Raw genomic sequence first — 836 nt, forward strand, 5'->3', positions numbered from 1 at the left:
CGCTGGCAGCCCACTGACATCTGATCGTCAGCAATGGTCGCCATCGGCGGTCAACATGGGTTTGCCGTGCGCTTACGGCCTTCGAGGTTCAGCTGATAGAAGACGGCATCAAGCCACTTACCAAACTTGAACCCCACCTCAGGGAATGTTCCCGAGTGGGTAAAGCCCAGTCTCTTATGCAAAGCGATGCTTCCCGCATTCGATGCATCGATACAGCCGATTAGCACGTGGACCTGGGAGGCCTTCGCGCGGCTGATGAGCTGATGCATGAGAGCCCTGCCCAATCCGCTACCGCGGTAATCCTTGCGTACATAGACGCTGTGCTCAACCGAGTACTTGTATGCGGGGAACATACGAAAATGCCCCCAACTGGCGAAGCCGAGGAGTTCACCTTCGGCATCCACTGCCCCAATCACAGGAAAACCGTTGGCGTGCTTAGTGGCGAACCAGGTTTTCATGGCCTCTGGCGGCCTGGGCAGGTAATCGTAAAGTGCCGTCGAGGTGACGATGGCGTCATTAAGAATGGCGAGGATGGCTACGCTGTGCAGATCCTCTTCGCAATCCACAAAGCGCAAGTTTTCAGTCATAAGAAGCTACTCCACTCGGTAAATTCAGGTTGCTGGCCAACCTAGTTAGCGCCGGGCAAGCAAAAGGCGCTGCACGGTAAATCGATCATCTTGGATGTTCGTCTAATTTCATAGAATTACCGAGGGCTCTGCCGTGCCCTCAGAGAGCCGCCGTCAGTTCGGGGACCGCATTAAACAGGTCCGCCTCCAGCCCATAGTCGGCCACGCTGAAGATCGGCGCCTCCGGGTCCTTGTTGATCGCCACGATCA

At 56.0% G+C, this 836-nt stretch carries 1 protein-coding gene and 1 pseudogene; both read right to left on the reverse strand.

Annotated elements, in window-relative coordinates; all coding sequences use genetic code 11:
* Nucleotides 1-50: 50 nt before the first annotated feature.
* Nucleotides 51-587, reverse strand: a complete 537-nt coding sequence (locus tag AC1Q5S_RS22315) for a GNAT family N-acetyltransferase (RefSeq protein ID WP_492239464.1) — start codon at nt 585-587, stop codon at nt 51-53.
* A gap of 139 nt (nt 588-726) precedes the next feature.
* Nucleotides 727-836: pseudogene (locus AC1Q5S_RS22320) on the reverse strand (electron transfer flavoprotein subunit alpha/FixB family protein); the annotation flags it as partial.

Source organism: Acidovorax sp. GW835-FHT14B10 (genome assembly GCF_058793725.1).